We start from the raw sequence: 23,620 nt of genomic DNA, 5'->3' as shown, positions 1-23,620 counted from the left end.
TTACTCCTCACTGCCGAAGCTGAATGAGACTTCGATCTCCTCATAGAGGGCGAGCTGGGCTTTAATCTCGTTGAGTTTGAGGATGAGCGCGTCCAGGTCGGCGGCCGTTGTCATTTTTGTGGGCACAGAAACCGATTGCTCGAATCTGGCCGGGCCCTTCTTGCCTTTCTCAGCGCGCTCGTCCTCGATCCGCTGGCGGATGCGTTCTTGGCCTTGACGTTGAATTGAGCGCCTGAGACCGTCGATCGTGCTGCTGATGTCATAGTCACGGGCAAGCAGCTTACGCAGGCCCGCAAGGTCGTGAGACGCCATCAGTTCAAGACCGTCCAGCTGGCAGATGGCGCTGCCGCGCTCTTCCTGGGTCAACTCTCCCCATTCAGGCACGCGTTGAAGCTCCACCGCACCTTCCTTGATGCGTAGTTTTTGCTGGTCCGAAAGCGAGATCACAGCCTCACGGACGCGGCCTTTGACATGCGTGAGCAACGAGCTGAAGTCTGCGCTATGCTTGAAGAAGTCCTCAGTTTTGAGGCGTTCGGTAAGTGCCGACAGGTCTTCGCTTAGTTCGTTTCGCAGTTCACCCGGCACGCCTGTATCCGGGAGCGCTTCGATATCTTGGCGGTGCGACTGAAGTTCGCGCAGGGTTCCATCAAGGCCATTGTCCAGCGCACGCTTTACCTCGAGTGCCCATTTGAGGTTGTCGGAGAGAGCGGACGTCTCCGCGCCTAGGCGTTGTGGCGCGTCTGAGGCGTCGGTGAACATGACGTCCGCGAGCTCCTGGTTCATCACTCGGACACGGTCGCCGCCAGCAAGCCCCAAACCGCCGAGCTTCTCTCCCAACGAGCCGTAGTCGTGTTGGAAGCGTGGGAAATGCTTGGCGGCGGCTTTGCTGATTTCCTGTTCAAGCGGAATGACAATGTCGCCGATCAACTCGGTTAGTCGATCTGCAGCGCGGCCAAGCGTTTCGTTGGACGGACGCTCATCCCGAAGGGCAACGCCAATCTGTTTGAACGAATTGTTTGTCTTGAGTGCGTCGATGGCCTGCTGACCAGCGGCGGTCACTTCTCGACCAGAGACCTTCAATTTGATCTCTCCGGCCATCAGCATGGCGGCAAGAATGTAGCGGGTCGTGTCAGGTGACCATCCGAAAGGATCGCTACTGAAGTCGTCGAGCAGCCGCTTTCCATCTACGGTGCCGCGTTTGTCGATGTAGTCCCGAATGCTTGTCATCGCCTTGTGGTCGGTCTTGAACGACGCTCGGCCGGAGGTTGTTTGAACAAGGCCAAGTGGATCAATCCCGCTGCTTATCGCGGCGGGGTTGGCCACCTTCAGGAATTTCTCAGCAGTATCGGTACCTGCACGAACAGGAGCCTCGATGTAGCGATCGAACACCTGCGTCGCCACATCGTTCAGGAGCTTCTTGGCTGCATCCAGCAGATTGGGATCCAGAGCAGACACAGCAGTCGCCTGGCCACGAAAGACGAACGATCCGGCCTGGAGCGTTTGCTTGATCTTGCTTTGAAGTTGCGTGGCCAACTTGGCCGCCCTGTCCAATTGGCCGGAACAGTAGTCGCGCACCTCCTGGTCGGGTTCGTTCCGATGAAGTTCGGCAATGCGTTGGCACCGATAGATATCGTTTGCCAAATCGTCCATTTCTGGGTTTGAGCGGGCAAGCAAGCCGATGATGTTCCGCCCGGTACGGCTGCGAGAATCGTCGAGCATCCTATTGCGCGCTGTGTCGTAGTCGGTGGCAGCTACCAACTCCAGGACCGTCTGGACGGTGTTTTGATCTCCAGCAAGGCTTGTTACGGCACTGCCAGATTGAACTTTGATCCCGGACGCAACAGCCAAAGTCCCGTGGAGGCTGACCCTTGGCAACGGGTCGAATACTTCACGAACAGAGTCGCTAAAGATCCGCCGAACATCGACGGAGCGAAGCGCCAACGCTCCACGCTCTTGCTCAATATCGCGAAGTTTCTCACTCAAGAAGACAAGGGTTCCGTCCTTCTCTCCGAGCGGAACCAACACGTCGCCCAGCATCTCATCAACAGCTTCTTTCACCTTGTCGAGTTGGGACGCTGAAGTGATTGAGGGATGCATCAAGCTGGCGACATTCTGGACGCTAACTGGCAAGTTCCCGAGGATCTGAAGAACCGCGACTGATTTAGCGATATCCTGATGGAGATCACCATCTGGGAAGCGAATGAGCACTTTCCCAACGGCCTGATGCACTGACGGGAAAGCCCGTCGAATGTCCTTCTCAAGTTCGTCGTAGAGCGTAACAGTCGTCGCAAGCCAGCCAATCGGTTGATCTGCCATGGCGGTTGATCCGCCTTCACCCTTCAGAACATCCTGGACGACCTTGATGGCCGATCGAAGGCCAATGCCGCCGGTCGACTTGGCTAGTGCACCGAGCAAATGGAGAAGAATGTCAAAGTGCGCGGGAAGGAAGGGGTACAGGTTTATGAACGTCTCACGGCTGAAGTCGGCATCGTAGTATTTCGCATCTTGAAGCCTCGTGTTGTGTCGAAGCGCTTGACCATGCGCGTCAAACAACTTCCCAAGTTGCTCCTCTCCGCTGGGTGATTTTCCAAGCAGGCGCCGGTAGCAGATTTCCTTAATATCGCTGGATTCGAGATCGATCTGAATCGGAAAACGATCCTTGAGCTTGTAGAGCTTGTCTGAGTTGAGTGCGGCCCGAGGATCGTCTTCCGTGAGCGTTTGCTGGGCCGTTGAGATGATCCAGGCTTTGCCATCTCCGAGACGTTTCAGGTTTTTCGCAAGACCATCCAGATTGAGGATCAGGTTGTCGCGCGAGGCAACATACTGACCCACCTCATCGACGATAAAGATGATGTTCTGCTTGCCACTCTTGGAGCGAACAATGTCGATCATCTCCTGGACGCGTTGGTCTTCAAACTGAAAGAATCCTTCTGTGCTCGAAGAGAAGCTCTTCGCCTCTGGGAACAACGCCGGATACATCTCGTGCGCGATTTTTGGGATTAGGCCATCAATGGCGAGGGGGTTGTTCTGGACACGATCCCATGTCGCTCCTGGCAGTGCTTCTGCGACAAGACGATATAGCTCCTCGGTACGGCCATCTTTTTCGACCATTCGCTCAAAAGCCGCGACCTTAAGGTTGCGGGAGTAGCCAGCCCATTGAAGCACTTTAAAGTAGAGAACGGTGGACACGTCCTCCATCGTCGCGCCTGCCAGCATTTCGCTTGCCAGGTCGAGCATCACAACGGCCGCGGGGAAACGCTGTGCAACCGTGTTCAGCAGGGCTTTGGTTTGCGGCTTATGCAGACGATCCTGCAGGTATTTGATGAAAGGCGTTCCTTCGATCGTGCGCTGGTCATCGAATGCGAGACCAAGGTACTTCGTGAACGAGCTTTTGCCCGATCCATAGAAGCCGGAAACCCACACGCCCACTTCATTTTCGCCGCCTGTCTCCATTGCGAGTTGCATGCGATCGAGAAGCCGTCTGAACTGCTCCTCTATGCTTTCAGTCACAACGTATTCGGCAATCTCCGACTTCAGGCGGTCTTCCTGAGCAGCGCCATAAGTGATGACCTTCTCGATGGTCCTGTAGATGTCTTTGCTTGGATCGAAGAGAGATCTAATGCTCATTTTGGTATCCCTGAAACCTTTCTGCCTCTAGCCGCCAACGTGGACAGAGCGGTAATTGCCGTCTTCGGGGTAGAACCCGAGAAACTTGAGGCGGGTCTTGCCGGTGCGAACCCCTGGGTAGAGGAAGATCGTCGGCACATGAAACTGGCCTTGGAGTTGGCTCTCGATCGCGCCAATCCGAAGGAAAGGATGCAGCGCCTCAAGGTCTGTGACCAAAAGCAATGCGCTTGGGTTGCCCTCAAGGGGCTTTAGAGCGTCCTCCAGCCTGCGCAATAGGCCGCCACCATTTGCAACAATATCTGCCAGCGCCAGGTTTGTTCGAGCCCAATCGCCTGGGGAAGCTTTGTCTTGTTGAACGCACAAGGACCAGAAGGGGTCTTCCTGCAGAAGTCCCCATAGATTTTCGGTCACCGAGAAGACGTGAACGTCCCATCCTTCTTGGTGCAGCTTTGCCTCCCAAGCTGGCGTTTGCCGCTTAACTTCCAAAATTTGGTCTGGAGAAAAGATGAGGTAGTAGATCGGCTCGAAGCTCGCATGCCCGAGCTCGCGGCCATGCCGAATCCTCTCACGAAGTTCGTCAAAGTCAGCCCTTAGCGAGGACATCGCAAAGCTCCTCCATGTCGTGTTGCTTCCAGCCGACCCGCACGACATCTCCCGCGGATTGGATAATGATGAGACCTTTCAGTGAAAGACGCTTCATTTCTTCAAGCACGTCGTCCCGCTCCAATCCAAAGAGCTTCCAGTCATCATGGTTCAGAATGGCGTTGTCGCCGATGCCACGGAAATGTAGCTCGTAGGCAAGATATGCGCTCGTCGTGGCTGAAATCCGAAACGGAAGAATGCGCCGACTTGACCGTAGCCCACGCTCGAGCAATCCGTAGTCTGCGCAACATCCAGTTAGGTACGCAGACACTCGTCGGATCGTTGATTCAGACCAGCGTTTCGATGTCTTCCCATCGTCAATTCCCCGTTCCACGAAGGCTCTTGCGTCGTCGCTGGAGACCTCTTGGTAGCCGCCCGCGTAACGTGCCCAGTAGACGTCGCGAATAAAGTCGCCAAGAATGGGGTTCGCTCGGCTGGTAAAGATGAGCATGAGCTGAACAAGCTCTGATGCAGGGAGTTCGGCGGATAGTTTCTTCAAATGCAGCGCGGGCTCGCCATCAGCCGTCAGGTAACGCGGCGCGAAGCACTCTGAGACAATGTTTCGTAGGCGGCGCGCAGTAATCTCCGGAAATCTCCCAGATTTCAGAGCAATATCATGCAGCTGGCTCGCCGACATGCTAGGTGACCACAACTCGAGAAGAGCTCTGGTCTCGTTCACAAGACCCAGCCCTGCCTGCAATTGAGTTGTGTATGGCGCCCGTTCCATCATACGACCAAGTAAGGAAGAGCTTGCGTGTCGGATGACAGCGCCATCCGGTAGATCTCGGCAATCTTGTCCAAGAGAGCGGATGAGCGGAGGTCGTCGATCTTTCCAACCAGAACAGGTCCGACAGCCTCATCAGCTGTTCCATTGCTGATCTTCGCAAGAGCGCTCAGAGCGGATGCCTGATCAACGATCAAGCTGGGATCAAAGAGCTCGAGCAGTTGTGCCTGGACCATTTCGTGCAGGTCTTGTTCGATCTCTTCTGGAAGCCGGAAAATATGGAATGAACCCACGCTCAAGTTTTCGTCGTGGAACCGACGTGCCGCTTCCACTGCGCCATGGTACTGTGCCAGAGGAGCCGTTCGCGAAAACACCGGTTCGAGAAATCGAATGCTTGAAGCCTCGTAAAACGATGTTGACCACCAATTGCACTGAGACTTCTCGCCGAGGAACCCGACAAGATATCGAAGCTTTATTATTCGCTGCATAAAATCAAACTGCTCACGAGGAACCATCTAGCCCTCTCTTTCTATAGAACTGCCTGGTGCCAGGCCTGCAATTGGGGACACCAAGACAATTTGTTGTTCTTGGGGAGGGCGGGCAGCAGCGTTGCTGTCGAGCCCAAGCCGTTTGAGCGCGTAGTAAAGCAGCGCGCGTCGAACCTTGATCTTCGCCTTGCCATCGCGCATCCCATAGTCCAGCGCGATCACCTTCTTCTGGTCCTCGGAGAGTTTAGGGTGGGGGCAAATCTCAAGCGTGACGTGCTCTTGCCAGTCCGCATCGGCAGCATCCGTGACCGCACTGGCTTCAACACTGCGCGTCGAGATGATGCGAGAGAGCAGGAAGTCCTTGAATACCTCGTCCGTCCTACAGAACGCCCGCGTGTGCCAGCGGAAGCCGTCGAACCCGATGGCGTGAGGCGCGATCCAACGCCAGCTCGGCTCGGGGCGCGAAAGGGACTGGTACTTCACCTCGATGGCCTCGGATCGGCGGATGGCACCGACAACGGATCGCAGGGTGACAGGGTTCACGCCACGGGCCGGGGTTGGCGCAGCATCATAGGATGGCAGTTCAGCGATCCAGGTATCGTCGCTGTCCATGATGCCATCGGCCAAAGACCGTAGCTGCGCGAGGTAGCGGCTGGCGTCAGGTTTCAGAAACTGTGCAGCGTAGTCGGGACCCCGGACATACGTCCGCGCGCTCTTGTCATAGACCATGTTGTCAGGCGCAAAGCCGATGTAGCGATTCAGGTCGGCGGACGCTTGGTTTACCGACAGCCCGAACTGCTCCATCAAATCGCTGCGGTTCACTCGCCCCTCCCAAAACAATCGGAACTCGATGAACTCGAGGCGCTGCGCGACTCCCCAACGAAGCTCTGATTTGTCACTTTCCACTTAGCACTCCCAGCTCGGCGCGTTTGATTAATATGCGCGTCCAATTTTTGTGCTGACTGGAGGCTAGCCGGGAGTCATGTCGCGTTCAATCGAAATGCTTCGGAAGATTGTCTTTTTCGCGATGTCGCAACCCTGGGAGGGGCGAGGTAGGCTGCTCAGCTTTCAGCCGGTAGCTCGTCCGGAAAGCTCTGAACCTCGCGTTCAAAGGCCTCGACGTCGGACACTCTGTATACAACCCGGCCGCCGATCTTCAGGTATCGCGGACCTTCCTGGGCCCAACGCCAGCGTTCAAGTGTTCGGTGGCTGATCTTCCATCGGGCCGCTAGTTCGATCTGGCTCAGACATACTTCGCTCATTTTCGTCTCCTTTTGCGCAACTCACTTCGGTCGCAAGAGAACGAATGCGTGAGAAGAAAACCTATTCAAGTCGGTATGTTGCGTGCTCGGAGGCTATGTTTGAAACAGGCGGGGCGGGGGTAAATAGGCGCAAGTCATCGGAGCCGCGTCGGAACGATCGTGACGGAGCGGACCCCATCGATACGGGTTCGGACACTTTTCTCAAGATTTCAGGGGTTTTCGTGGCGTCTAGACCCGATCCGAACTGCCAAAACAGCCGATTTAATTGTCGAGTCATTCCCTCCGCCATTTTCTTCAAGTTCGGCATCTTATAACTACCAGATAGTAGGGAGGAATTCGGCGTTTTCGCGCTGAAGGCCGTGTTTGGTCCACTTGATTTGCTGCACATTTTGCTACACAATTTGCTGCACAAATGGGGGATTTCTCCGCCATAAGCATCGCGAAACGAGGCCGTCTCTATCACCTCCGCCGCCGCGTCCCGCGCCGGTACCGGAGTATCGAGCCGCGCGAAACCGTCTGGATCAGCCTGCACACCGACTCGGAGACCGTCGCGCGGAGCAAGGCGGATCGCGCGTGGAGCCAGATGATCGAGGCGTGGGAGGCGCGGCTGGCCGGGAACAGTGCCGACGCAGAGGCGCGCTACGAAGCGGCGCGCGACCTCGCCCGAGCACGGGGCTTTCGGTATCTGGATGCGGGGGCCGTGGCCAAGTTGCCGATTGAGGAAGTCGTCGAGCGCGTCGAGGCCATTCCCGCTCCAGCGAACCAGCCCGATGCCATCGAGGCCGCCGCTCTTCTCGGCACGGTTCCCGAACCCCGCATCACGGTCACCAAGGCGCTCGAGCTCTACTGGACTCTCGCCAAGGAGAAGACCCTCGGCAAGAGCGAAGACCAGCTGCGCAGATGGGAGGCCCCGCGCAAGAAGGCGGTGAAGAACTTTGTGGCTGTCGTCGGCAACAAGGAAATCGCAAACATCACCCGCGACGACATGCTGGATTTCCGCCAGCACTGGCTTGACCGCATCGAGGCGGGCGAGGTCACCGCGAACTCGGCTAACAAGGACCTGATCCACCTGGGCGATGTGCTCAAGACCGTGAACACGATGAAGCGGCTCGGCCTGTCGCTGCCGCTTGGCGAGTTGTCCTTCAAGGAAGGTGAAAAGCAGACACGCCCGCCCTTCAGCGAGGACTGGATCAGGACGCGGCTGCTCGCGCCCGGTGCGCTGGACGGCTTGAATTGGCAAGCACGCGCTTTACTGCTGGGGATGATCAACACCGGATACCGCCCTTTCGAGGGCGCGGCGCTAACGGCGGACACGATCCGGCTCGACTGCGACGTGCCGCACATCTCCATCGAAGCGGAGGGGCGGCAGTTGAAGAGCCACTACGCCCGCCGCGTGATCCCGCTGACGGGCGTCTCGCTGGAGGCCATCAAGCAGTTCCCCGAAGGATTCCCCCGCTACCGGGACCGCGCCACCCTGAGCGCGGTCGTGAATAAGTTCCTCCGCGCCAACGGCCTGCTCGAGACCCCGCGCCACTCGATGTACTCCCTGCGCCATGGCTTCGAGGACCGCATGCTCGCCGCCGGGATCGATGACCGCATCCGCCGTGACCTATTCGGTCACCGGCTCGACCGCGAGCGATATGGCAAGGGCGCGTCGCTGGAACATGTCGCCACGCTCGTCGCGCGCATCGCCTTCTGAGCCAGCAGCGCGCGCGCCCGGTGCTGCGACTCCGACAGCCGCCTTTCCCTCTTCACGGCCGCGGCCAGTTCCGCCTCCAACCGCTCGAAGACCGGCGCGAAGGCCGGTTCCTGCGTGACCAGTAACGCGACCTTCACCAACGCCGCCTCGATCCGCGCGGCATCGACCGATTGGGCCGAGCGGCTGCATGGTGAGGAAGGGCGAAACGATGGGCTCATGTCGAAAAGCATGAGGGTTTCGTCGTTCTTTGGGCAGGACCTCAGAGCCATCGTCGTGGAGTGAGAAGGTACGTCGCGCGAAACGGAGGGGCCGCGGCTTCCATGCTGCGCTCCAGCTAGCGTGAGTTCGTGAGCGTCCGCGAGCGCACCAAAAGACTGCAAGATAAAAGAAGTGCGGCATTACATGCCCAGGTCGGTGTTGTTGATGGGAAAATCAAACGGCAACTCTCCAACCCTTGCCGCCCAAAAGGGCCCAAATATCTGATTACGCGTTGAAATCATCGCCGCAGAAAGCGCCAATGAAGAATGCGCCGCTGAATTATTGCTTCATCAGCTCCGGATCAACCGACGGTCGCCCAGTGGAGCTGTAGAATGGCGCAAGGTGCTGCCGGATGCCCGTCAGGTCGACGAACCGATCCACAGATCTGAGCATATGGTCAGGCGGCACATGCGCTTCGATACAGAACTCGTAGAACAGTGCGCCTTGCGCTTCCTGCCGGGACCCCATCATCACCGTTCACCTCAAGCTGCCGCAGCCAAATTGAATCAGCGGTCAGCTCCTAAAGCAAGGCGAGTTTTTCAACGGAATAAGCCCACAATGACCGATGCTGCACTCCGCATGAACGGCATCTTCAATCGAACAGCTATTATTCTGAAAGGTGTTCTGCTAAGAAACGGTCGGCTATGCTCCACGCTCTTTGCGTGGCTTTTTCGCTGTAAACGATGCCTTCAGCAGGAGCGTCTGCCCGGGGATGAGTGAATGCGTGGCTCGTATGGCCCAATGCAAGAAGCTGCCAGTCAGCGGACGCCATCGTAAGTTCATCTGTGAGACTGATAACATCGTTTGGTTTGGCGAGCGGATCATCCCATCCGTGCAACACGAGAACAGAGGCCTCAATTACATCGGGAGGCGTTGATGCCCATGCTGGACGGTCAAATAGTCCGTGGAACGATACCACCGCCTTGAGCCCCACGTTTGCGCGCGCGGCATCAAGCGCACATTTTCCGCCAAAACAGAAACCTATTGCGGCTGTACGGTCCGCTGCAACGTTTTCCATCTCTTGCATGGCGGTATGTGCAGCCTTCAGCCGTTCAAGCAAAAGGACCCGATCTGCGTCCATCTCGCCCATCAATGCTGTCGCTTCATCACCTGTCGTGGCACGACGACCTTGACCATACACATCAATAGCGAAGCCGACGTAGCCCAGTCGGGCTAGTCGTTCAGCATGGGTCGCTTCCACATCGGACTGACCGCCAAACGCATGGCAAACCATCACGCCGCCTCGTACCGACTTTGTATCCTCAAAGGGCCGACTAACTATACCTTCGAAGGGACCACCTGGGCCGTCATACACGAAAGGCTTGTTTACGATTTCGGATATCATTTGATTGCCCTGCAAAATGGAACTTGGACTGAGGCTAAACACATTGAAACCGGACCTCCATATTTCCTCAACGGATGCCCAGTTTGTCCTGTGGTTTCAACTGATCGCTGCAACACAGGCTTCAAATTTCTCGGCTGGCGTTTGGACGTGCGCTTGGAGCAAGCGGTCAGACGCCGCGCATTTAAGGTATTATCGTATCTGTCCGCTCCGGGGTCTGCCACCGCCATGCTATACCAACGATGGCAATTAGAGCGATCAACTGAATACCCATGAAAAAGACATTGTCGAGGTCGGGTTTGAGGTTCATCGCGACGATCATGGCCATCGTCAAAAGGCCCACACCAATGTTCGCCCATCGATTTGCGCCACTTGGCAACAGCAATGCGAGAACTGTCATCAAAATCGGGATCTCTATCATGATCCCCCCCAGCAGCATCAAGATGTCAGTCACGACGACCCCGTCAATCGTGCCGGACATCATTTGCTCCAACATGCCGGGGCGGCCCAACTCATGAATGTCACGGGCAAAGAAATTCATGATAACGAAGATCCAAAGGATCGACAAAAGGATGCGGGGATTACGATTTTCGTATTTCATTTCAAGTTTCCCTTCGTAGTGTTGAGCTCGGCGTAGGGGGTAATGACGAATTACTTCGCAGTCCTTTCGCTGGCCTGAGCATGGAACGGATCAAGATTTCCGCGACCAGCAGATTAAGAACCCAAGCAAAGATCATCAGCCCATCGCGCAGCGGTCCCATCGCCTCAGCGCCGGTCGTGATGATCCAGGCAATGCCTAGGACAGCCTGGGTCGATGCGCCTTGGCCAATGGCATAGGCCCGTAGCATTGATGCGCTGTGTTGAAGGGTGTCACGGGCTCTGATGGCAACCACAGCCCAGACGATGAGCCCGATCATTGCCGTGCCCAAGACAATCCGAACCCAATAAAGTGCTGGACCTTGCAGCGCTTCGGAAAAGACATAGAACTGCGTCATCCACAAACCGCTCAGTGCAGAAACACATCCGGCCACGGCAATCACCCGCCCGTTGATGCGATGTGCCGTCGGATGTTGCCGTCGGAAGCTTGGCAGGAACTGAACCACCCCGACGATGCAGAACAAAAAGCTGCTTACGATGTGAAGAATAATCGGTTTTGGGGCAAGCAAGGCCCGCCCGTTCACGGGTGCGATTTGTGGCCCCCCTACAAGTTCCAGTACACGGATCAAACCGCCAAAGGCAGGAATGAACGAATAGACTAGGATAAGGCCCAAAACGGCCCATTCGGCTTTTTGCAAACGTATCATGAGAAATCTCTCAACTGGTTTCCATTCATGCGGGCCGCCGTGCCCAAAAGGCCGTGCTTGCGACCCCAGCACACGCGCCAAGGTGGACCGGTTCGTATCCGACATCGGCGAGCTGACAATCATGCAACCACGCCACGCCCTGCTTTTCTGTAACTGCCCAGGTGCGCCATTTTAATTGGATCAATGTGCCGAAGAGTGAGGGGCGTGTTGCGCAAACGAACACCATACCACCCGGTTTCAGAACGCGGATCATTTCCCTGAGCGCGTGTTTCGGATCAGGTAGATGTTCAAGAACATGCGCGGCCATGACCACGTCAAAAAATTGATCATCATAAGGCAATGACAAAACATCAGCTTGTCTATAATGGGCACGCAATCCGGCGACGTGCATCTTTGATCGGGCCTGCACCAGCATCTTGGCAGAGGTATCTATGCCATGGAATGTGACCCGATCCGTGAGGATACTATCAAGAGCAATCGACAGGCTTCCGCTCCCGACACCGCAATCAAGGACCCGCGCCTCTGGCCCTACTTGTCCGAGAACCGTTGCTATATGGGAGGTCAAAAGCGGTTCTTTATAGGCGGCTTCCAGTTGAAAGCGAGCTGCCATGCGCTCCCAACTGCCCGAAGCAGCATCATAGCGGTTGGCAAGATCGACAGAAGAGAGCGGCCGCCTGGTCACGAGGACTTCCCAAGAGCCGATGCGACGAGAGGCCATGAGAATTGCGTCTTCCATCGAAGGGGTGTGCGATGGGCTGAGGCCTTTGTTTTCGAGCTGCGTCATGTTCACTGCCTGTCTTAGGGTGGTTGACGGCAGACATAGAATGCGGGCCGTTAATACGAAATTGCGCATCCTTCTTGGTTTGGTATACGTGAATGATGGAGTGGAAACGATCAGCCTTCGACTGGAATCAAGCAAGGGCATTTCTCGTTACCGCCGAGGAAGGATCTCTGTCCGCAGCCGCGCGTGCGCTTGGGTTGACGCAGCCAACGCTAAGCCGACAGGTCGCGGGCCTCGAAGAGGCTCTTGGCGTGACCCTCTTTGAACGGACATCGCGCGCGCTCTTGCTGACACAATCAGGCGTAGAATTGCTTGCGCATTTTCGGATGATGGGTGATGCGGCGAACACCATATCCGTTGCAGCAACAGGTCAATCCGAAGCCGTCACCGGACATGTGTTGATCTCTGCGACAGACATGATGGCGACGTATTTTCTACCACCTATCCTTAAGAAACTGCGCAAAACCGCGCCAGACCTTCAGATTGAGATTATCGCATCAAATGAAGTAAGCGATCTGCGCCGGCGTGAGGCTGATATCGCGATCCGCCATGGACGACCTACAGACGAGGCACTATTTGCGAAGCGGCTCAGGGATACAACAGCGCATCTTTTTGCATCAAAGCAGTATCTTGATGAAGTGGGACGTCCGAAGTCGCTCGCTGACCTGTCCAAGTTAACGTTTGTTGGTTTCGACCAGCCAGAACTGCGGCTTGGTTTAATGGCGTCACGTGGCGTCAATCTAACAACGGCCAATTTCAATTTTTTGACGTCGAGCGCAACGCTCATGCTCGAACTTGTCCGGCAGGGCTTTGGGATTGGCATTCTTCCGGTTGAGATAGGAGCGGCTTATCCCGAACTCGAAAACCCTTCCTCAGCGTTTGAGCCGCTCCGTATCGAGACATGGCTGGTGGCCCACCGCGAGTTAAAAACAAATCTACGAATTCGCGTGGTTTTTGATTTGCTCGCTGAGGGTATTGGTTAGTAACGTCCAAGCTCCCCCCCCCCCCTCAGATTGGCCGGCTTTGTCAGACAAACTCACCTTGAGGCGTGGTAGAGTGCTGGCTAGCGTCTCTGCATGACCAACCCCAACCCCTTCAAGTGGTTCAAGACGAGCCCAGAGATCATCCGCCTGGCGGTGATGCTGTACGTCCGCTTCCCGCTGTCGCTCCGGAATGTCGAGGATCTTCTGCATGAACGGGGTGTCGATGTCAGCCACGAAACGGTCCGATATTAATGGCACCGCTTTGGTCCGATGTTCGCCGAGGAGATCCGAAAACGACGGATCGAAGGGATGAAATCCAGCCGCTGGCGTTGGCACCTCGACGAGATCTTCGTGAAGATCAACGGCGAACGGCACTACGTATGGCGGGCGGTCGATCATGAAGGCGAGGTGCTGGAAAGCTTCGTTACGAAGATCCGGGACAAAAAGGCTGCGTTGAAATTCCTAAAGAAAGCAATGCGCAAGCACGGTCGCCCAGAAGAAATCGTGACTGACAAGCTCCGATCCTATGGCGCTGCGTTGAAGGCGCTTGGATCCGAAGGTCGGCAAGAAACCGGCCGCTGGAAGAACAATCGCGCAGAGAATTCACACCTGCCATTCCGACGACGAGAGCGGGCGATGCTTCGTTTCAGGCGGATGCGAAGTCTTCAGAAATTCGCCGCCGTCCACGCCTCTGTCTCAAACCACTTTAACCAGGACCGCAGCCTCTCCAGCCGACCTCACTTCAAGGCCAACCGCGCTGCCGCTCTCGCCGAGTGGCGCGCTCTTTGCGCGACATAAGGGTCACCGTCACTGTCCTTGCTGAGACGAGTTCGAATTCGTCTGGCAGCACCCGCTGTCTCAACCTGACAGGATAAGGACAGCGCTCAGAAGGATGAGGCCGGACATGAAAAGCAGGAGGCCGCGGCTCCAGATGCCGGCCGAAAATCGCGCCAGCAGTACGCGGCCGCCCAGCAACCAGGTTCCGTTGCACAAGGGGGCGACGATCATGAAGGTGAACGACATCAGCGCTGCGCGATGCCACGCAAGGTCGGCCAGATCCGAATAGGCGGCCGTGACCGCCGCAACCATGGCCCAGGCCTTCGGATTGACCCATTGGAACAGCGCGGCCTCTATCAGAGTCATCGGACGCGCGCCCGAAGACTGGCCGACGGAGCCCTCTGCGGCTTTCTTGGGAAACAACGCTGGCCTTGCAAGTTGCCAGGCGAGGACGCAAAGCCAGGCAATCCCCGCCCATTTCAAGGCCACTAGAAGGAGCGGCCACCGGTCAAGCATCGCACCAAGGCCGAGCGCGACAGACGACAGCATGACTGAGAATCCGAGTGCAATGCCGACGATATGCGGAGCCGTTGCGCGTATCCCGAACGCAGCGCCCGAGGCGGCAACCATCAGGTTGTTGGGACCCGGCGTTATGGACGCGACAAAGGCGAAATTCACAAACGCCAGAAACACGGAAGGATCGAAAAACGTCATTGCGAAGCTCCTATTTGGGGCGGGATACACGGGCCAGAGAGCGCGCACCCAAGGGGGGCGCCGAACCCCGGACGGGGCAGTCTCCGTTAGGCGGCCTCGCGTATCGCCCGGGCTTCGATGAAGCGCCGGTTGGCAGCGACCAGCTGGGCGATCTGCTTGCGGATTTGCCACTTCATCAGCGGCCCAATAATGCGTCCAAGCACGCCCAGCTTCGGGACGAAAGACAAGCTGAAGGTCAGCTCCGTGCGGCCTGTCGCAAGGGGGACGAGGGCGATGCGCGCAGTCGCCGATTTCAGAGGAATGGTTCCGTCATAGATGTCGACGACCATCAGTCGTTCCGGCACGTATTCGACGATGCGCTCCTTGACGTGGTTCTTGCCATCCGCGAGGTCGCACTGACGCTGCGCACCCAGTCCTGTACTGGCGCTTTTGTCGATCAGGAACGATCGCTTCAGGTTCGGATTGAACTTGTCGATGTGCCCGAAATTGTCCCATGTGGCCCACACCTTGGAGACCGGGGCTTCGATTACGGTTTTGACGACGGCTGTCGGCATGGTTTGGGTCCTCTCTGAGGTTTGCATAGTTGGCATGTTGATGTACTCGGAGCGGTCCTGTGTCCGCTCCGGTCGTCAGGTGGTCATCATTCGGCGGGGGGGACGAAGGCCGGCGCGAGAACTATGTTGTTGAGCGAGGTGCTGGCAATGCGCAGTTCGATGGCCTCCTGATAGGCGTCCGAGTTATACCAGTCCTGCTTGGCGGCCTCTTCAGACGGAAATTCGATCACCACAGTCCAGTTGCCGCTCCATGCGCCTTCGAGCGTGTCGACCGTGGGCGAAGCCACAAGAACGCGTCCGCCATTTCCGAGCACCTGCGGGCCCGCTGCGGCACCGTATTCCTCGAAGAAGGCAGAGTGATCCTCGATCTGGATTTGCGCGATCATGTAGATGGGGTCGGCCATGGCCGGTGCGGTGAGCGCTGTGGTTGCGATGGCAATCGTTGTCAGGGCCTTGAAGATGGGGTGCATTGAAGTCTCCTTGCGGGTTTTGTGATTTCACTCTCCGTGAAAAGCTGTGTATTCGGGGCAATATTGCCAATCAACGCGAGGTTTTGCTCTTTCATGGGCAAGAATACACGTAGCTCACTGCCTTGGTCCGACGCACCATTCCTGCTGGCTCTAGCGAGATCCGGCAATTTCATGGCCGCCGCGCGCGAGCTTGGGGTGGACAGAACGACCGTCGCGCGAAGGCTTGACCGTCTCGAAGAGCGCCTCGGGACGAAGTTGTTCGAGCGAATTTCCGGGGAGCTCGAATTGACGCTTCACGGCCGCCGGACGCTGGCCGTCATGGAACGCGCCGAACAGGAACTTAGTCATCTCTACCCCGACACGGACGACGCCCGGATCGCTTTCGGCAAGGTTCGCGTGTCGCTTTCGCCGCATGTGCTGGCCGGGTTCTCCGATGAAATCATCCGCTTTTCGGCGTCGCATCCCCAGATATTCCCGGTGCTGACGACGTCGGATCGCTTCGTCGATCTGCATCGCTATGAGGCGGATATCGCGCTGCGTGTCGCCGTGACACGGCCGCACGATCTGCACAGCATCGATCTTGGCCCGATCCGCTTCGGCCTTTACCGACGAAGTGATCAGAGCGGCCCCGTGCGCGCCGTCTTCACGCCGCCGGGCCAAACGGAACTGTCCCGGGATTTCGTGCCGCAAGACGAGATGCCCATCGTCGTCGCTAGCGTCGATGGCGTCCTGCCGACCCGCGAACTCGTTCTCGCCGGGGGGGGCGCAGCGCTTCTGCCGCAATTCATCGCAGAAGACGATCCGCGCCTGGCGCGCCTGTCCGGCCGTCTTGCGGAAGGGCGACACCGCCTTTGGATAAGCTGTCTTGCTGAGCAAAAGGCCAATTCCCGGATTAGAACGGCGATGAAGGGGCTATCGGGCGAGATCGCGGAGCGGCTGAAGGCACTCGATGCGGACGGGCCGTCATTCGCCCCGGGTTGAACTCTCATGGCCGGTGTCGAGGCGACATCGGGCGGGAGCGCCTCCCGATGCCGGTCGGGTACCAAGGCGCGCCCAACCGGGCTTCGATGTCGGGTTCAACTTCACTGGCCCTGCAACGAAAGCAGTTGCGCCCGTTCCTTGCGCTCCGCCCGCAGGCGGCTGATCGCGATGAAATGGAAGCCCATGAAGATTGGAACGAAATAGGCGGGAAACAGCGCCAGCGGGTAGTCGTTAATGATGTTTGTTGCATCCTTGGACAGTATGTGGAACATCCCCTCCGATGTCATGACGCCAAGCACGACAGCAAGCGCGAAGTCCGCAAGTCCTATGGTGTTGGCGCGCGCCAGTTTCCGGCGCGCATCGGGCGCACCCGCGGCCAGAGCCCGGGTTGCCTGATATCCAGAGATAGCAGCCCAGATGTCGCCCAAACCCGCGGGAATGGCGAATTCCGGCGGCACACGCCCCATCAGACAGCCGATGAGAAACAGGCCTCCCATTACCCGCGCAATCTGAACGGATGCAATTGCGCTGAGCGGCGCGGCATCGGTGATCTGTCGCCCGGTCGATGTCAGCCGCGCGAGCGCCCATACCAGGGCTGCGCCGCCGATGAGAAAACCGATGACCAGAGGCGGCTCGGCGAAGCTGTCGGGTACACGGAACGCCCCGATCTGTGACAGCGGCACACTGGCCGCGAACCACGCGCCACCGATCAGCGCCGTCCAGATTACCGCCTGCGCCATCCGGAAACCCGAGAGGCCGGCGCGCACCGCACCAAGGGCAAGGATGGCCATGACCCAAACGGGCAAGGCCACGGCGAAAACGCGCACGAAAATTTCCAGAACGTCAAACATTGGTCTCTCCCGGGTAAGTGCCTTGCGTGACGGCAGTGTTGGGGGGGGGGAGGATTGCGAGATCGTCGGCGTACCACGCTTCGATCGCCTCGCAGATCGGGCCGGGTGCATCCTCCTGAATGAAGTGGCCGGCATTGCGCAGGGTGATGTTCCTGTGGTTCGGGAATGCCGCACGGAACTGGTCCCGCTCTACCGTCTTGAAGGCAAAATCGCTGTCGCCCCACAGGATCAGAGCGGGTTTGTCCGCGATCTCCGGCAGCGCGGCCTTGATCCGGGACAGGAACGGGCCCGCCCCAACCAGTTGCCGCGGGAAGATCGCCGTCGGGCGGCGGGTGTCGTGCTGGCGGAATGGGGCGAGATACATGGCCCACTCCGCCCGCGTCAGTTTGTTCATAACTCCGACGGTAAAGAACCATCGGACCACGCCGTTGAAGGACCATGCCGCGAACCGTCCCGCTGGTCCCCCCATGATGGCCGAGAAGACGCGCGGCCCGCGCCGCCGGAACGGCCCGGCGAACGTGTTGCCGATGATCAGCCGATCGATCCGGTCCGGTCGCGCCAAGGTCGCAGCAAGCCCGATCGGCCCGCCCCAGTCCTGCATCATCACGCCCGCCCCGCTCAGATCGAGCGTGTCGATGAAGGCAACGATCGCCTCGCTCTGCTCACGGGCTGTATAGCCGTATCCGCTCCGGGCCGTGGATAGACCGAAACCCGGAAGGTCCGGCGCGATGCAGCGAAAGCGGCGGCTCAGCCGCGGGATGATTTTGCGATACAAGAACGACCAGGCCGGGTTCCCGTGTAACAGCAACAGAACCGGCCCAGACCCTTCATCGACATAGTGGATCCGAGTGCCATCGGCGAGCGTCAGCCACCGCGAGGTGAACGGAAAGAGTTCCGGATCGGGCCTGAAGCTCATGGGTCATTCCGCCATGGGCACAGCGGCGCCGACGTTCGCCGCGCGGTATTCGGCAAGGCTCTTGACCGGCGCGACCTCCTGCACCGCTCCGGTGGCCACGTCATATACCATGGCTGACACCGTCATCTCGCCGGGCATGCCCGGCGCATCGGCAAGACGGCCGATATCCGTCATGAGGTCGGCAGCCTGATCTGTGACCGCATATTCAGAGACATCGATGCCGAATTTCTGCTGCAGCATGCCCTGCAACTGCGGGTCCGCCAGGCGCTGCGCGCCGCAATTGGTGTGCTGGAGCAGGACGATATTGAACGCCGTCTCCTGGCCGCCCGTCGCTGCGCCGACGAGGACGGTCAGGGTCAGTATTTCTTCGATGACGGCCCTCGTCACCCGGCCACCGTTGTTGCGGGCCACGATGGCCTCGCCCAGATCGAGGCCGAGGATATGGGCCGGATCGACCCGCGCATCGATGCAGGTCACAATCAGGGTGCGCAACTGCGGCAGGATAGGCATGTCGCCAAGCTCGAACGTGGCCGCGAAGCAGGCGTTGCGGGCCATCAGCTCATTTTGAATGTTCATGAGGAAGTCTCCATTGTATTAGTTGGAGGTGCTGTGAGCGCGGGGGATCAAGCGACGCGCAGGTGCGCGGTATCGCGGAGGCTGTGACCGCCCAGCCATTCGGCGTCGTCCTGCGCGTAGGCCGGCTTAGCGATCCGGACATAATCGCGTGCCTCCTCGGCAGCTTGCAGGTCGAATGGCCGGGTCAGGAGGATCTTGGCGAACCCGCCCATGGCACCCAAAGTGCGGGCTGCACTGCGGCGCACTGCAGGGCGTTCCTGCACGTATCTGCGCACGACCGTCTCGAAAGGTTCGGGGTCGCGCCCGCCGATCCGCGCCACATGATCGGTCGGCGCGCCGACGGCAAAGGTGCCCCGGCGGTATTCCTCGGCATAGAGTGCTAGTTGCGTCACCGCAGCGACGGAATAGTTCGAGGGAGGGTGCGCCTTGAGCGCTTTGATCATCATGCGCTCGGAAATGTTCATGTACCGGACCTTGCGGCCCAGCGCGCGGCCCATCGCCGCCGCGATCTCGTCCGGAGACAGAAGCTCCGGTCCCGTCGGGCGATACGTCTGGCCCGAATGCGTGTCGGGATCGATCAGCGCCGCCGCGACCACACGCGCGATATCCTCGTTCGAGGGCGCAGCGTTCTTCTTCACGCGACCATCTCCAAGCGGCATGGTGAAGACGCCCAGATGCGCCGCCATATCCAGAACCATCAGGTAGTTGTCGGCAAACCAGCCCGGATTGACGGTGGTCACCGACATCTCGCCCCGCATCCCGATCAGAATATCGCTGATGTAGACCTCGCGGGTGAACAGCGACGGGTGGTTCGCGCTCGACAGCCACTGGCTGAGTGTCACCACGTGTTCCAGCTTGGCCTCAAAGGCCGCGGCGGTGAAGACCGCGTTGAAATGCAGGCCATTGGGCGCGGTCGGTGCGCATTGATAGGCCCTCTGCACGCCGCGCATCGCCGAGCGCATATCAGGCAGCGCGTATTGATTGGCGACCATGACCTCGGCGCCTGCACGCTCCAACCGCTCGGACCGGTGGTCGCGCCTCCGAACGAGCGCCCGGACGGGAAAATCCCGATGCAGCAGCATCAACGCAGTTTGCAGGCCGGTTTTTCCGCTGGCGCTGGTGACAAGGATCTTTGGCTTTCTGGACATCGGGCGGCACCTCTTTTGGATGTTGGTTGTAATCTATATTTTTAGATGATACGCAAAATCCAAACTGTCAAGCCCCGGAGGTCGGCCCGATGCCGAGAATGTCAGCGGACGAAAAGCAGAAGACCCACGAGCGCATCCTCAAGGCGGCCTCGCAGCTCTTCCGAGAGCGCGGGATCGAGACGACCAGCGTCGCTGATGTCATGAAGGCCGCTGGGCTGACCCATGGCGGCTTTTACCGGCATTTTGCATCCAAGGAGGCCTTGGTCGCCGCAGCGTTCAGCCACGCGGTGGACGAGGTGCTGTCAGATGTCGAGGCGGCGCCTTCTGGTCCGGACCATGCTTCCGCCTTGGACCACTACGTCGCACGCTACCTTTCGGCCGAGCATGTGGCGGATCGTGGTCAAGGGTGCCCGCTTGCCGCTCTGGGTACCGAAATTGGCCGTCTCGACGGCGCAGCGGAGGCCGAAGCATCGGATGCCGTCGAACGCATGGCCCGACTGCTGGCCGCGGACGAACGCGCAGCGACGGACAAGGGGGTAGCAACGATGGCATTGCTTCTGGGCACCATCACACTCGCCCGCCTGGCCAAAAACCGTGAGCTTGCAGACAGGATTCTCGGTGCAGGAAAGCGAGGGACCGCGCTAATCGAGCAGCGCTGGTGAAGTTGCCTAGAGAAATCGCGAGAGGGCGATCGCTACCCTTCCGAGCCGTCCTGCCCTACCGAAGCGCGTCGCAGACTGCCCGGTGAAATATTGAACTCCCGCCTGAATGCGCGGCAAAATGCTGCCTCGGATTGGTAGCCGAGGTCGTGTGCGATGACCGCTTGCGGGTCTGTGGTGCGCGCGATGCGATTGCGGGCGATACTCAGCCGCCAGTGTCGGGCATAGGCCATTGGCGCCACACCCACCTGAGCCGCAAACCGCGCGGCGAAGGCAGAGCGCGACATTCCCACCGCGTTTGCCAGACCGTTGATCGACCAGTCAGCACCGGGATTGCCATGGATCATCGCGAGGGCCCGTCCGATCTGCGGATCACGAAGAGCGGCCAGCCAGCCCCGCCGCGCGTCGGGCGCGTTGTCCAGCCAGAACCGCAGGGCCTGAATGACGAGGATGTCCGACAGACGGGTGATGACGGTCTCTCCGCCCGGCCGCAACTCGGCCGCTTCCCGTGCAGCAAAGCGCAGCGTGCTTTGAAGCCACGTCCCCATATCGCCATCCCAGCTGTCGATATGGATGACCTGTGGCAAGTGTTTGATGAGATAGTGCGCCGCGACATGGTCGAAGCGGACGCAACCATACATTGTCCGCGTCATGTCTCCGCCGCCCCCATGGCGCAGGATCTCGAGCCGCTCTGAGATTTTCTCGATAGGAATGTCGAACAGAGGAACAACGGGGACACCAACCTCGCTGCAGACGGTATGCGGCGTGCCGTGCGGCAGGATCACGAGGTCGCCTTGGTCAACGCGGATAGGATCCTGACTATCGAGCACCAGAAAGCAACGCCCCTGCGTGACGACCAAAAAGGACAGGACATCGTCTTGCCGAGGGATCGAGATGCTCCACGGAGCCGTGAGTTCGCTGCGGTTGTAGAGCGTACCCTCCAGCCGCAGGAGATGCAGGCTTGCGCCAAGCGGATCGGACAGGTCTGTCGGGGTGGAGGCGGAAACAGTCATACCACTCGATAAACCGACTGTTGCCCGCCGTCTATCATTCTGGACTAATTGCATATGATGATAGAGCTTCTGTCATAGCGTGTCCCGACATCTCAGCTTAGCTGATGTGCATTGTGCAAACGGCATAGGGACCTTCATCATGCACTCTCTTCCCATCCTCGTGATCGGCGCGACCGGAAAGACCGGCCGCCGCGTCGCCGATCGTCTTGAAGCGGAGGGCCATGCGGTCCGCCGAGCATCGCGGAGTTCGCCAACCCGTTTCGACTGGGACGAACCAGACACATGGACCCGCGCCTTGCAGGGCATCTCGGCGGTCTATATCAATTATTACCCCGACCTTGCCTTCCCCGACGTGCCTGCAAAGATCCAGAAGCTGACCGACATGGCCGCCGCGGTCGGGGTCGAGAGACTGGTGATGCTAGCAGGCCGGGGCGAGCCACGGGCCGAAGCGTGCGAGGAGATCGTGCGTCGGTCCAACCTCGACTATACACTGGTTCGCGCCGCTTGGTTCGCACAGAATTTCTCCGAGGGTTTCCTTTACGACGCGGTGACGGAGGGCATGCTGGCTCTGCCGGCCGGAGGAGTCGCCGAGCCTCTTGTCGACATTGATGACGTCGCCGAAGTCGTGGCCGCTGCGCTTATCGATCCGCGCCATGCCCGCCAGGAATATGACGTGACCGGCCCGCGCTTGCTGAGCTTCCATGACGCAACTGAGGAGATGAGCCGAGCGACAGGTTGGACCGTGGCCTATCAGCCAATCAGTCTCGAACAGTTCCACGCCGCGCTTATCGAACTCGATGGTCCGCTTCTGGCGGATGTCTTCACCGAAGTCTGCCGGCAGATCTTCGACGGACGAAACGCAAGGCTCGGCGATGGCGTGCAACGCGCCCTTGGGCGCAAACCGCGCGACTTTGCCGCGTTCTGCGCGCAGGCTACGGCCGTAGGTGCGTGGAATAGGGCCGCGTGATGCAAGGCTCCCTGGAGCCCGCCTTGCTGGCGGGCTCCAATGGATATCATTATTTCAACGAGTTGAGAGCAGAGAAGGTTCGACGTCAGGCCCGTCCCCTCCGCCATTATCCTGGCTCTATCAGACAAACTCAGCTTGAGGCATGGCGGAACGCTACTCGCGCCCCTGACCTGCCTCAAGCTGAGTTCTTCTGACAGAGCCGCCGCAACGACAGGTTCAGTCGGCCGGTGCTTCGTCTCGATCCTGAAGGGTCTGACGTATCTTTCTTAGAGCCTCGATTTGGGCCGCAATGCGCTGGCGGGCACTGTCAGAAGAACTTGGCTTGAGCTGGAGCAGGGTTGTCTCGTAGCCTTCCCGCATGACCAAGCGCGGCCCATTCAAGTGGTTCAAGACGAGCCCCGAGATCATCCGTTTGGCGGTGATGTTGTACGTCCGGTTTCCGCTGTCGCTTCGAAATGTTGAGGACCTACTCCACGAGCGTGGCGTCGACGTGAGCCATCAGACCGTGCGTTTCTGGTGGCACCGCTTTGGTCCAATGTTCGCCTCCGAGATCCGGAAACGCCGGATTGAAGGCATGCGCTCCAGCCGCTGGCGATGGCACCTCGACGAGATGTTCGTGAAGATTAACGGCGAGAGACACTATCTATGGCGAGCCGTCGATCACGAAGGTGAGGTACTCGAAAGCTTCGTGACGAAGACCCGAGACAAGAAGGCGCCGCTCAAATTCCTAAAGAAAGCAATGCAGAAGCACGGTCAGCCCGATGTCATCGTTACGGACAACCTGCGGTCCTTGCCCGCCGTCTGCATTGAAGCGCGACATGCCAAGGCTGCGATGGTGGCCATGAACCGCAACAAGAATGACCGCAACGACGCTCGATCTCTGG

General features: G+C 58.8%; 25 protein-coding genes and 2 pseudogenes. 8 read left to right on the top strand and 19 right to left on the bottom strand.

The features are described from left to right. From brxC to BW990_RS19860, 6 genes are all read right to left on the bottom strand, one after another. Positions 1-3,627, bottom strand: a complete 3,627-nt coding sequence (gene brxC, locus BW990_RS19885) for a BREX system P-loop protein BrxC (RefSeq protein WP_076451079.1) — start codon at positions 3,625-3,627, stop codon at positions 1-3. A gap of 27 nt (positions 3,628-3,654) precedes the next feature. After that, complete coding sequence (locus BW990_RS19880) at positions 3,655-4,230, bottom strand: BREX protein BrxB domain-containing protein (RefSeq protein WP_076451077.1); 576 nt, start codon at positions 4,228-4,230, stop codon at positions 3,655-3,657. Next, complete coding sequence (locus BW990_RS19875; protein ID WP_234990323.1) at positions 4,211-4,996, bottom strand: DUF1819 family protein; 786 nt, start codon at positions 4,994-4,996, stop codon at positions 4,211-4,213. The genes BW990_RS19880 and BW990_RS19875 overlap by 20 nt, the downstream gene beginning before the upstream one ends. Next, entirely contained in the window at positions 4,996-5,508 is a 513-nt protein-coding gene (locus tag BW990_RS19870; RefSeq protein ID WP_076451073.1) for a BrxE family protein, read from the bottom strand. Before BW990_RS19870 ends, BW990_RS19875 begins: the two co-directional genes overlap by 1 nt. Continuing rightward, positions 5,509-6,387 carry a WYL domain-containing protein gene (locus BW990_RS19865; RefSeq protein WP_076451071.1) on the bottom strand — a complete coding sequence of 293 codons (879 nt, stop codon included), beginning with the start codon at positions 6,385-6,387 and terminating at the stop codon, positions 5,509-5,511. Positions 6,388-6,542: 155 nt separating this feature from the next. Beyond that, complete coding sequence (locus BW990_RS19860; protein WP_076451069.1) at positions 6,543-6,743, bottom strand: helix-turn-helix transcriptional regulator; 201 nt, start codon at positions 6,741-6,743, stop codon at positions 6,543-6,545. Between the two features lie 430 nt (positions 6,744-7,173). Between BW990_RS19860 and BW990_RS19855 the strand changes: the two genes are divergently transcribed. Both BW990_RS19855 and BW990_RS21985 read left to right on the top strand, forming a co-directional pair. Then, positions 7,174-8,442, top strand: coding sequence for a DUF6538 domain-containing protein (locus BW990_RS19855; RefSeq protein WP_076451114.1), 1,269 nt, complete (start codon positions 7,174-7,176; stop codon positions 8,440-8,442). A 114-nt stretch (positions 8,443-8,556) separates the two neighbouring features. Next, complete coding sequence (locus BW990_RS21985; protein WP_159441702.1) at positions 8,557-8,724, top strand: hypothetical protein; 168 nt, start codon at positions 8,557-8,559, stop codon at positions 8,722-8,724. A 264-nt stretch (positions 8,725-8,988) separates the two neighbouring features. Here the strand turns inward: BW990_RS21985 and BW990_RS19850 are convergent. The 5 genes and pseudogenes from BW990_RS19850 to BW990_RS19830 form a co-directional block, all read right to left on the bottom strand. Continuing rightward, positions 8,989-9,171 (bottom strand): annotated as a pseudogene (locus tag BW990_RS19850) (IS5/IS1182 family transposase); the annotation flags it as partial. A 136-nt stretch (positions 9,172-9,307) separates the two neighbouring features. Further along, positions 9,308-10,045 carry a dienelactone hydrolase family protein gene (locus BW990_RS19845; RefSeq protein ID WP_076451067.1) on the bottom strand — a complete coding sequence of 246 codons (738 nt, stop codon included), beginning with the start codon at positions 10,043-10,045 and terminating at the stop codon, positions 9,308-9,310. Between the two features lie 181 nt (positions 10,046-10,226). Continuing rightward, positions 10,227-10,643, bottom strand: a complete 417-nt coding sequence (locus tag BW990_RS19840) for a DUF6326 family protein (protein WP_076451065.1) — start codon at positions 10,641-10,643, stop codon at positions 10,227-10,229. A gap of 1 nt (position 10,644) precedes the next feature. Then, on the bottom strand, positions 10,645-11,346 hold the full coding sequence (locus BW990_RS19835; RefSeq protein WP_076451063.1) for a DUF2306 domain-containing protein: 702 nt from the start codon (positions 11,344-11,346) through the stop codon (positions 10,645-10,647). Positions 11,347-11,371: 25 nt separating this feature from the next. Beyond that, on the bottom strand, positions 11,372-12,130 hold the full coding sequence (locus BW990_RS19830; protein ID WP_076451061.1) for a class I SAM-dependent methyltransferase: 759 nt from the start codon (positions 12,128-12,130) through the stop codon (positions 11,372-11,374). Positions 12,131-12,222: 92 nt separating this feature from the next. Here BW990_RS19830 and BW990_RS19825 point away from each other — a divergent pair, with 92 nt between their 5' ends. Next, complete coding sequence (locus BW990_RS19825; protein ID WP_327214289.1) at positions 12,223-13,110, top strand: LysR family transcriptional regulator; 888 nt, start codon at positions 12,223-12,225, stop codon at positions 13,108-13,110. A 93-nt stretch (positions 13,111-13,203) separates the two neighbouring features. Beyond that, positions 13,204-13,908: pseudogene (locus BW990_RS19820) on the top strand (IS6 family transposase). Positions 13,909-13,968: 60 nt separating this feature from the next. On the opposite strand, the gene BW990_RS19815 reads toward BW990_RS19820, so the two are convergent. From BW990_RS19815 to BW990_RS19805, 3 genes are all read right to left on the bottom strand, one after another. Next, on the bottom strand, positions 13,969-14,601 hold the full coding sequence (locus BW990_RS19815) for a LysE family translocator (RefSeq protein ID WP_076451059.1): 633 nt from the start codon (positions 14,599-14,601) through the stop codon (positions 13,969-13,971). 86 nt (positions 14,602-14,687) lie between these two features. Further along, positions 14,688-15,155, bottom strand: a complete 468-nt coding sequence (locus BW990_RS19810) for an SRPBCC family protein (protein ID WP_076451057.1) — start codon at positions 15,153-15,155, stop codon at positions 14,688-14,690. A gap of 86 nt (positions 15,156-15,241) precedes the next feature. Next, positions 15,242-15,625, bottom strand: coding sequence for a DUF1330 domain-containing protein (locus BW990_RS19805; RefSeq protein ID WP_083950741.1), 384 nt, complete (start codon positions 15,623-15,625; stop codon positions 15,242-15,244). 93 nt (positions 15,626-15,718) lie between these two features. On the opposite strand from BW990_RS19805, the gene BW990_RS19800 reads away from it, so the two are divergent. Beyond that, complete coding sequence (locus tag BW990_RS19800) at positions 15,719-16,606, top strand: LysR family transcriptional regulator (RefSeq protein ID WP_083950740.1); 888 nt, start codon at positions 15,719-15,721, stop codon at positions 16,604-16,606. A 101-nt stretch (positions 16,607-16,707) separates the two neighbouring features. On the opposite strand, the gene BW990_RS19795 is transcribed toward BW990_RS19800, so the two are convergent. From BW990_RS19795 to BW990_RS19780, 4 genes are all read right to left on the bottom strand, one after another. Continuing rightward, positions 16,708-17,457 carry a hypothetical protein gene (locus BW990_RS19795; protein WP_076451053.1) on the bottom strand — a complete coding sequence of 250 codons (750 nt, stop codon included), beginning with the start codon at positions 17,455-17,457 and terminating at the stop codon, positions 16,708-16,710. Then, complete coding sequence (locus BW990_RS19790; RefSeq protein WP_076451051.1) at positions 17,450-18,373, bottom strand: alpha/beta fold hydrolase; 924 nt, start codon at positions 18,371-18,373, stop codon at positions 17,450-17,452. Before BW990_RS19790 ends, BW990_RS19795 begins: the two co-directional genes overlap by 8 nt. Positions 18,374-18,376: 3 nt before the next feature. After that, positions 18,377-18,928: a carbonic anhydrase gene (locus BW990_RS19785; protein ID WP_159441701.1), complete on the bottom strand. Its 552-nt coding sequence runs from the start codon at positions 18,926-18,928 to the stop codon at positions 18,377-18,379. A 68-nt stretch (positions 18,929-18,996) separates the two neighbouring features. After that, a complete protein-coding gene (locus BW990_RS19780; RefSeq protein ID WP_076451047.1) occupies positions 18,997-20,097 on the bottom strand; it encodes an NmrA family NAD(P)-binding protein in 1,101 nt (366 codons plus the stop codon). Positions 20,098-20,195: 98 nt separating this feature from the next. On the opposite strand from BW990_RS19780, the gene BW990_RS19775 reads away from it, so the two are divergent. Then, positions 20,196-20,759, top strand: coding sequence for a TetR/AcrR family transcriptional regulator (locus tag BW990_RS19775; RefSeq protein WP_159441700.1), 564 nt, complete (start codon positions 20,196-20,198; stop codon positions 20,757-20,759). Between the two features lie 32 nt (positions 20,760-20,791). On the opposite strand, the gene BW990_RS19770 is transcribed toward BW990_RS19775, so the two are convergent. Next, complete coding sequence (locus BW990_RS19770; RefSeq protein WP_076451043.1) at positions 20,792-21,769, bottom strand: AraC family transcriptional regulator; 978 nt, start codon at positions 21,767-21,769, stop codon at positions 20,792-20,794. Between the two features lie 139 nt (positions 21,770-21,908). Between BW990_RS19770 and BW990_RS19765 the strand changes: the two genes are divergently transcribed. Together BW990_RS19765 and BW990_RS19760 are read left to right on the top strand one after the other, a co-directional pair. Next, positions 21,909-22,736, top strand: coding sequence for an NAD(P)H-binding protein (locus BW990_RS19765; RefSeq protein WP_076451041.1), 828 nt, complete (start codon positions 21,909-21,911; stop codon positions 22,734-22,736). Between the two features lie 358 nt (positions 22,737-23,094). Further along, positions 23,095-23,620, top strand: a 526-nt coding sequence (locus BW990_RS19760; protein ID WP_234990322.1) for an IS6 family transposase, incomplete at its 3' end; no start/stop codon positions are given.

Origin of the sequence: Roseivivax lentus, assembly GCF_900156805.1 — a bacterium.
In the GTDB taxonomy this organism is placed as follows: Bacteria; Pseudomonadota; Alphaproteobacteria; order Rhodobacterales; family Rhodobacteraceae; genus Roseivivax; species Roseivivax lentus.
The sequence above is the reverse complement of the archived record's forward strand: the minus strand, read 5'-3'. Positions and strand labels throughout refer to the sequence as shown.

Excerpts from the sequence above, each read along its gene's own strand:
- BW990_RS19770 (WP_076451043.1), bottom strand. The coding sequence starts at position 21,769 with ATGACTGTTTCCGCCTCCACCCCGACAGACCTGTCCGATCCGCTTGGC.
- BW990_RS19870 (WP_076451073.1), bottom strand. The coding sequence starts at position 5,508 with ATGGTTCCTCGTGAGCAGTTTGATTTTATGCAGCGAATAATAAAGCTT.
- BW990_RS19880 (WP_076451077.1), bottom strand. The coding sequence starts at position 4,230 with ATGTCCTCGCTAAGGGCTGACTTTGACGAACTTCGTGAGAGGATTCGG.
- BW990_RS19835 (WP_076451063.1), bottom strand. The coding sequence starts at position 11,346 with ATGATACGTTTGCAAAAAGCCGAATGGGCCGTTTTGGGCCTTATCCTA.
- BW990_RS19815 (WP_076451059.1), bottom strand. The coding sequence starts at position 14,601 with ATGACGTTTTTCGATCCTTCCGTGTTTCTGGCGTTTGTGAATTTCGCC.
- BW990_RS19805 (WP_083950741.1), bottom strand. The coding sequence starts at position 15,625 with ATGCACCCCATCTTCAAGGCCCTGACAACGATTGCCATCGCAACCACA.
- brxC (WP_076451079.1), bottom strand. The coding sequence starts at position 3,627 with ATGAGCATTAGATCTCTCTTCGATCCAAGCAAAGACATCTACAGGACC.
- BW990_RS19785 (WP_159441701.1), bottom strand. The coding sequence starts at position 18,928 with ATGGCCCGCAACGCCTGCTTCGCGGCCACGTTCGAGCTTGGCGACATG.
- BW990_RS19790 (WP_076451051.1), bottom strand. The coding sequence starts at position 18,373 with ATGAGCTTCAGGCCCGATCCGGAACTCTTTCCGTTCACCTCGCGGTGG.
- BW990_RS19775 (WP_159441700.1), top strand. The coding sequence starts at position 20,196 with ATGTCAGCGGACGAAAAGCAGAAGACCCACGAGCGCATCCTCAAGGCG.
- BW990_RS19780 (WP_076451047.1), bottom strand. The coding sequence starts at position 20,097 with ATGTCCAGAAAGCCAAAGATCCTTGTCACCAGCGCCAGCGGAAAAACC.
- BW990_RS19845 (WP_076451067.1), bottom strand. The coding sequence starts at position 10,045 with ATGATATCCGAAATCGTAAACAAGCCTTTCGTGTATGACGGCCCAGGT.
- BW990_RS19840 (WP_076451065.1), bottom strand. The coding sequence starts at position 10,643 with ATGAAATACGAAAATCGTAATCCCCGCATCCTTTTGTCGATCCTTTGG.
- BW990_RS19825 (WP_327214289.1), top strand. The coding sequence starts at position 12,223 with ATGATGGAGTGGAAACGATCAGCCTTCGACTGGAATCAAGCAAGGGCA.
- BW990_RS19875 (WP_234990323.1), bottom strand. The coding sequence starts at position 4,996 with ATGGAACGGGCGCCATACACAACTCAATTGCAGGCAGGGCTGGGTCTT.
- BW990_RS19800 (WP_083950740.1), top strand. The coding sequence starts at position 15,719 with ATGGGCAAGAATACACGTAGCTCACTGCCTTGGTCCGACGCACCATTC.
- BW990_RS19830 (WP_076451061.1), bottom strand. The coding sequence starts at position 12,130 with ATGACGCAGCTCGAAAACAAAGGCCTCAGCCCATCGCACACCCCTTCG.
- BW990_RS19765 (WP_076451041.1), top strand. The coding sequence starts at position 21,909 with ATGCACTCTCTTCCCATCCTCGTGATCGGCGCGACCGGAAAGACCGGC.
- BW990_RS19795 (WP_076451053.1), bottom strand. The coding sequence starts at position 17,457 with ATGTTTGACGTTCTGGAAATTTTCGTGCGCGTTTTCGCCGTGGCCTTG.
- BW990_RS19860 (WP_076451069.1), bottom strand. The coding sequence starts at position 6,743 with ATGAGCGAAGTATGTCTGAGCCAGATCGAACTAGCGGCCCGATGGAAG.
- BW990_RS19810 (WP_076451057.1), bottom strand. The coding sequence starts at position 15,155 with ATGCCGACAGCCGTCGTCAAAACCGTAATCGAAGCCCCGGTCTCCAAG.